5 protein-coding genes are annotated in these 6,665 nt (G+C 47.0%); 4 read left to right on the top strand and 1 reads right to left on the bottom strand.

Going from position 1 to position 6,665, the window contains the following annotated elements:
• Window positions 1-454: 454 nt before the first annotated feature.
• Window positions 455-1,327, bottom strand: coding sequence for a GTPase family protein (locus tag ACJHYR_RS24690; protein WP_001069736.1), 873 nt, complete (start codon window positions 1,325-1,327; stop codon window positions 455-457).
• Window positions 1,328-1,707: 380 nt separating this feature from the next.
• Between ACJHYR_RS24690 and ACJHYR_RS24685 the strand changes: the two genes are divergently transcribed.
• The 4 genes from ACJHYR_RS24685 to ACJHYR_RS24670 all read left to right on the top strand — a co-directional run bounded on the left by ACJHYR_RS24685 (window position 1,708) and on the right by ACJHYR_RS24670 (window position 6,206).
• Complete coding sequence (locus ACJHYR_RS24685) at window positions 1,708-2,193, top strand: hypothetical protein (RefSeq protein ID WP_224471741.1); 486 nt, start codon at window positions 1,708-1,710, stop codon at window positions 2,191-2,193.
• Between the two features lie 598 nt (window positions 2,194-2,791).
• Complete coding sequence (locus tag ACJHYR_RS24680) at window positions 2,792-3,841, top strand: extracellular solute-binding protein (protein ID WP_029490236.1); 1,050 nt, start codon at window positions 2,792-2,794, stop codon at window positions 3,839-3,841.
• A complete protein-coding gene (locus ACJHYR_RS24675) occupies window positions 3,825-5,513 on the top strand; it encodes an ABC transporter permease (protein ID WP_000534856.1) in 1,689 nt (562 codons plus the stop codon). Before ACJHYR_RS24680 ends, ACJHYR_RS24675 begins: the two co-directional genes overlap by 17 nt.
• A gap of 15 nt (window positions 5,514-5,528) precedes the next feature.
• Window positions 5,529-6,206 carry an ABC transporter ATP-binding protein gene (locus ACJHYR_RS24670; protein WP_001354625.1) on the top strand — a complete coding sequence of 226 codons (678 nt, stop codon included), beginning with the start codon at window positions 5,529-5,531 and terminating at the stop codon, window positions 6,204-6,206.
• The last annotated feature ends 459 nt before the right edge of the window (window positions 6,207-6,665 follow it).

The following is a 6,665-nucleotide window of genomic DNA, read 5'->3' as shown; positions in this document are numbered from 1 at the left end:
GAGTCACATTTTTCTGCATATCTGACACTTTGGTTCCCACTACTTATTTGGTGGACACCACTTTGTCTAATTCGTCAGATTCTGACCAGACGGTTCAGGCTGTACGCTTACCTTCATTACATTCTCCCTAATCAATGATGTAAATAAAAAGCCGGTACCCACAGTGTGTGGATACCGGCATGTGTGTTATTCCGCGCCCCTGTGAGGCGCTAACGCTGTGGTGGTGTTTTTCTGCCCTGAATTTCATGGACGGCCGTGTCTTTCTGCAGGTTATTACAAGGGTGATTATTGCTTTGTCGATCGATATAAACGATCGATAAAATAGCTACGATCGATATATTCTATTAACCAGAAAGGTAGTGTGCAAGAGAATGAGTTGCATACATGACTGTTTGCACCATGTTTTCATGGGGTTACAAAAATGTAACAGCAGACAGGAACATCACCGCAGGTTTCAGAAGAAAATCCAGTTCCATACCGCGCGGGCAACAGAGACCACGGTGTCACGAACAGCACGCAGAACCGCGCGTGCAACAGTGGCAACACAGACGCTCTCCGCTGTATCAAATATCCGGTCCACCGCACCGGTAAACTGTTCACGGGCCTGAGAGCGGACAGACTCCGTACGCAGTTCTTCCTGCAGGCGGGTCATCAGGGGACTGGCGGCATGGCCGGGAAGCGCTGTCATGAGCGCACTGACCAGCGTATCCAGTTCCCAGCCGGTGCGGGCCGATACGGCAACAACCGGATGTACGGGCCGGAACAGACGGAATACCGCCTCCGTTTTCTCGCGAATATTCCGTGCCTGTGCGGGAGAAGGCTGAATGCCGGCCACATCCCATTCGTGGCAGGGCTCCGTTTTGTCGGCCTGCGTCACCACAAACAGCACCTGCTGATGTCCGCGTTGCAGGATGTGTCGCCAGAAATACTCATCCACAGACAGGGCACGGTCATCGGCTTTAATCAGCCACAGCACCAGGTCCAGTTCTGGCAGAATGTCACGGTACAGGGCTTCATACTCTGCATCCCTGTCACGGCTCTCGCCCACCCCGGGCAGGTCTGTGATAACCATGCTGCAACCGTGGCCGCTCAGACGGAAGCGCCGTACTTCCCGGGTGCCGGCGTGAACATCGCTGACCGGGGTGACTTCTCCCTGAAACAGTGCATTACAGAGTGAGGATTTACCGGCCCCGCTTTTACCCATAATGCCAATCACGGGTTCGTGACTGGTGAGTTTGCGCAGATGTTCGAGAATATGGCGGGAAAGTGAGTAAGGCAGGGAGGATAGGGGTTTTTCAATTGCCTCAATGGCATCAGACGGATTCATATATGTGTTCCCGGTGAAAAAAGACAAAACCCCGCGCACCGGAAAGGTGGCGGGGGTTCCACGGAGATGATATCTGTCTGAAATTATTTAGAATATCACTGTATTCCGGCGTGACAGAGTCTGATGACGGACTTATTCCGTTCCGGTCACCGGCAGGCACATCGGTAATACGCTGTTTTATTAAAGATACTGTGATTAGAGATATGTAAATAACCGCTCAGAATGTTCTGTTATGTCACTCACCATGAACAGCACACCGTAACGGTGAAAGAAGAACAAGATAATCAACTTCCCCGTGATTGCCATCAGAAATTATTTTATCCTTGACAATATTATATGTTTTATTTCGGTAAACAATAATGGAGTGCATCGTGAAAAAAATGACTGCCCCGGAGCAGGAGGAAATACTGATGAAGCCCATGGTGATTGCGCTCAACGCAGCCATTCGGGCCGGGAGAATCAACCTTAACGGCAAATCAGAAGATACGGACAGTAAAGGATTCATGCGTACGGATATTGACGGAATGCCCACTGTCATTAACTGGACCGATAACGGGTATGATGAACTGCGTGTATCAGTATGGGTTGATTACCGGCCGGATGAGGTCGCCAGATTCAGATCGCGTTATAAACCTGATCTCAGTCCTGAAACAGCCCTGCCCCGTGAAGACAGACTGTTATTCAGACATTTTGTGATGATTTGCTGCAGTTGTTATCTGGAGAGAAAAACAGGTAAGTTCATCATTGGCACTGAAGGAAACCGGCTGTTTGGTAAATATATTCGTGATGACGCTCCGGAGAGAATTTCAGATATTGAAGACGAAGAGCCGGAAGGATATGACCTTTTCGGGAAAGTCGAAGAATGAACGGTAAGCAGGCTCAGTCTGATGAAATGGTCAGGACCCACAGGAAAGAAGAACACGTCTCATCTCACCACAGGTCGTCTGACCTGCACGCATGACAAAACGTCATGCGTAAGCCGATGAGTGAAACCGCTGTCAACAGAATTATAAAGCGAACCGTCCAGGATGACCGTGCAACAGACCATGGATTCCATCGCACTGCACTTTATCCCCGCCCTTCTGGTGAGCACTACGCCACCGGAAGGATGACGCACCGAACAGGAAGAATAATTATTCTTTTATTTAAAGAATTTTATATAAAACAGAAACCTCCATACTAAATCAATAAACTGAGACCTTCACAGCATCACCCACCACCCACAGTGATATATAACAAAAAAGATACAATCACAGGCAAATACCACGCTGAAAAACATTCAGCACAATTCAATTACGCCAGTGAGTAATCCGGTAACAGTATTACATACCTTCCTGCCAGAATCTCCACCCACATAAATTGTCAAATAATTGCAAAAATTTACAATCAAAACGTATTGAAAATAATTTCTATTACCATTTAATAAAGTACTCCCTGATTACCTGATTAAGTGAGTCATCAAACATGAAACTTTTCAGTTCAAAACAGCGGACAAAAATTTATTTCAAACGGACTGTAATACCAGCAACTTTTCTTTTCGCATCATTTCCCGCTTTTTCACAGGATATTGTCACCCTTTATACAACCAGAGAGCCCGGCCTGATTAAGCCACTTCTGGACAGCTGGACAAAAAGCAGCGGTATAAATGTTAATACGGTTTATATCAAGGACGGTATGCTGGAGCGGATTAAAGCTGAAGGAAAAAATTCTCCAGCCGATCTACTGATGACCGTCGATGCCGGAAATCTCATTGATTTAGTCGAAGCGGGAGTCACTCAGCCTGTTGAATCTGAAATACTGAAAACGGCCATTCCGGCAAATCTTCGTGGAGAAAATAACCACTGGTTTGCTTTATCCATGCGGGCCCGGGTACTGTATGCAGAAAAAAACTTCCCCATTGACAGCCTGCATTATGAACAACTCGCCAGCCCTGAATACAAAGGCAGGGTCTGCATGCGTTCAGGGCAGCACCCTTATAATACAGCATTGATTGCTGCCATGATCGCCCACCACGGAGAAGAAAAAGCAGAGGAGTGGTTACACGGTCTTAAAACCAACCTGTCACGAAAAGCAACGGGGGGCGATCGCGACATAGCCCGCGATATTTTAGGAGGGATATGTGACATCGGACTTGCGAATTCTTATTACGTCGGTCATATGAAAAATGCCAAAGAAGGGACAGATGCACGCAAATGGGGAGATGCAATTAAAGTAATCAAACCAGCCTTCGTGCAGGGAGGGACCCATGTCAACATAACCGGCGCAGCCGTTGCTCGTTATGCACCGAACAAAGAAAATGCAATAAAACTGATGGAGTATCTCATATCTGTTCCGGCGCAGCAGCAATATGCCAAAGCTAACTTTGAGTACCCGGTACTCAAAGGCGTTGATCTTGACCCTGTCATCAGAACCACTATTGGTGAAATAGATGTCGATAAAATTCCGTTAACTGACATCGTAAAGAACCGCAAACAGGCAAGCTTACTGGTAGATAAAGTTGGGTTCGATCAATAAATCATTTTGGGCTTTAGTGTGGCGTTATCTTTTTTCTGCATTACGTTCCACGCTAAAGCCTTTACATCTGTGCTCGCTGTGTATCGCACTGGGTGTTCTTACACCTGTCATAACGTTATTCTGGCTGGCAACAGATGCAGACAGTTCGCAATGGAGCGGTTTTTTAACGTTTGTGCTACCTTCCGCTCTGCAGAATACCGTTATTCTGTTAACGGGTGTTGCTGTAATGACATGCGTTCTTGGTGTGGGGTGCGCCTGGGCAGTGACTGTCTGGGATTTTCCCGGCCGAAAAATGCTCAGCTGGGCATTAGTGTTACCTCTGGCCATGCCTGCCTATATTGTTGCTTTTGCATGGCTCGATCTCCTGCATCCCCTGGGGCCTCTGCAAAATTTTATCCGTCTTTTATCGGGATTTGACAGTCCCCGTCAGTTTCGTCTGCCGGATTTGCGCTCCCTTCCCGGAGCGATAATATTACTCGGTCTTGTACTGTATCCTTATGTCTACCTGACCTGCCGACCGGTGTTTATCAATCAGTCCGCTCACTTACTGGAGGCAGCACGAACATTAGGTTGTGGCCCTGTCTCTGCTTTTTTCCGGGTAACGCTACCTCTGGCACGCCCAGCAATAGTGACAGGTATGAGTCTGGCCCTTCTGGAAACCCTGAACGACATTGGTGCATCTGAATTTCTCGGTATCCGGACAATCACAGTAACAGTCTACACCACATGGATATCACGCTCTGATCTTGCCGGTGCTGCACAAATTGCCGGCATAGTTCTGACATTTGTCTTCATGATTCTGGGTCTTGAATTTTTGTTCCGGAGAAAACAGGTATTCAGTAGTCGCAGTATGCGGGGAATACAACAAATCAGGATTTATGGCTGGCGTGGATGGTTGCTGTGCAGCATTACAGCACTGCCCGTTATTCTGGGATTTTGCGCACCTGTATTATTCCTGGGATGGGAAAGTGCAAAGCGTCTCGGAGAAGGGATTACGATATCTTCATCATTGCTGTCAGCACTGAAAAATACATTGTTTCTCGCATCCGGTACGACCCTGATTGTATCAGGGGTCAGTTTACTGGTGGTCTGGAGCGCACGGCACAGTGTACTGAACAGCCGTTTCATCGAATTCCGACGAACGGTCATGCACCTGGCATCTTCAGGATATGCTGTTCCCGGTACTATTCTTGCTATCGGCTTTCTGCCGCCTGCAATGCTGGTTGATCACTGGCTCGCTGGTCTTCTTAATATCAGCGGCCTTCCCCTCATGTCTGCAGGTATACTGTTAGTTATTTGCTGTGCGATTCGTTTCCTGGCCATTTCAACCGGAGCGCTTGATTCAGCCCTTGGTCGCATACCGCCGTCACTGGAACAGGCATCACGATTACTGGGAGAAAATGGCGCAGGGACTTTTGTCAGAGTTCATTTGCCATTACTTCGCCCTGCTCTGATCAGCAGTGCGCTGCTGGTTTTCTCCGACGTGATGAAAGAACTGCCGACCACCTTACTGCTACGACCTGTTAACTTTGAGACCCTGTCCACACTCCTGTATGCGGAAGCGGCACGTGGAACCTACGAACAGGGCGCAATTGCTGCACTGTTAATCGTACTTGCCGGCATACTCCCTGTGATTTTATTAGTACGCAGGCAAATGAACAGTCACCACTAAAGGAACCCAACCACCATGTCAGAAATTGCCCTGAGTCTTAATGATGTTCATGTTGTTTATACCAGAAGCAGACAGGTCGTGTTACAGGGTTTTTCAATGTCCGTTCATAAAGGTGAACTTGTATGTCTGCTTGGCGTTTCAGGTTGTGGAAAAACAACCGTATTACGAACTGTAGCAGGCCTGGAACGATTACAACAAGGTGAAATATTCATATCACAACGCTGTGTAGCCGGAGCCGGAATTCATCTCCCCCCGGAAAAGCGCAGGGTCGGAATGGTCTTTCAGGAATATGCTCTGTTTCCCCACCTGACAGTAACACAAAATGTAGCCTTTGGTCTGCGCCATCTGCCTTATGAACTACAGCATGCCAGAGTCACTGAACTTCTGAAAATGGTTGAATTATTATCCTGTGCAAAGCGCTATCCTCATGAACTCTCAGGTGGACAGCAACAACGTATTGCACTTGCCAGAGCACTGGCCCCGGCCCCTGATATTTTGTTACTGGATGAGCCATTTTCCAGTCTGGATAAACAAACCAGTGAATACCTAGTGAAAGAAGTACGGGACCTGTTACGTAGTTCAGGTCAGACAGCCCTGATCGTTACTCATAATGAATCAGAAGCACTCGAAATATCAAACCGTATTTGTATCATGACGGAGGGTAATATAAGTTCGGTTCAGTCTGTGGTCTGAGACGTAACCGCACATTCAGGATCCCCTGTTCGTCATGGAAGCTGTATTATGTAACTATATGGAGGCATAGCAGATATTGTTGAAGAAATACATCAAAAACACTCACATTTCTGGTACAACAGGAGTTGTAGATTTAATGATTATTGGGACGAAGTTACTACAGAAAAGCTGTACCGGGAACAGGTATGGTAGTTCCTTGTCACGTGTGGATTAAATGAGCATAATGCAGATCAATTACAAAAGGCATTTCGTAATAGCTCTGTTGTTGATTCGGTTACCATGATGGCTGTGGCAAGAGCCACCATGTGACTATACATGATATAATTATTTGTGTGATGTTGTTATACCTGAACAACAGGCATGAGATAATGGAAAAAATTATACATATAACTCGGCTTTCCCATACTCCACTACAGAACAGTATATGATTCTGAACATTTCAATCCAGGCGCATTACAT

It is taken from the genome of Escherichia sp. WS1450, from assembly GCF_046487395.1.
Taxonomy (GTDB): Bacteria; Pseudomonadota; Gammaproteobacteria; order Enterobacterales; family Enterobacteriaceae; genus Escherichia; species Escherichia coli.
Note: the sequence above shows the minus strand (reverse complement) of the source record. Positions and strands in the feature narration are given on the sequence as shown.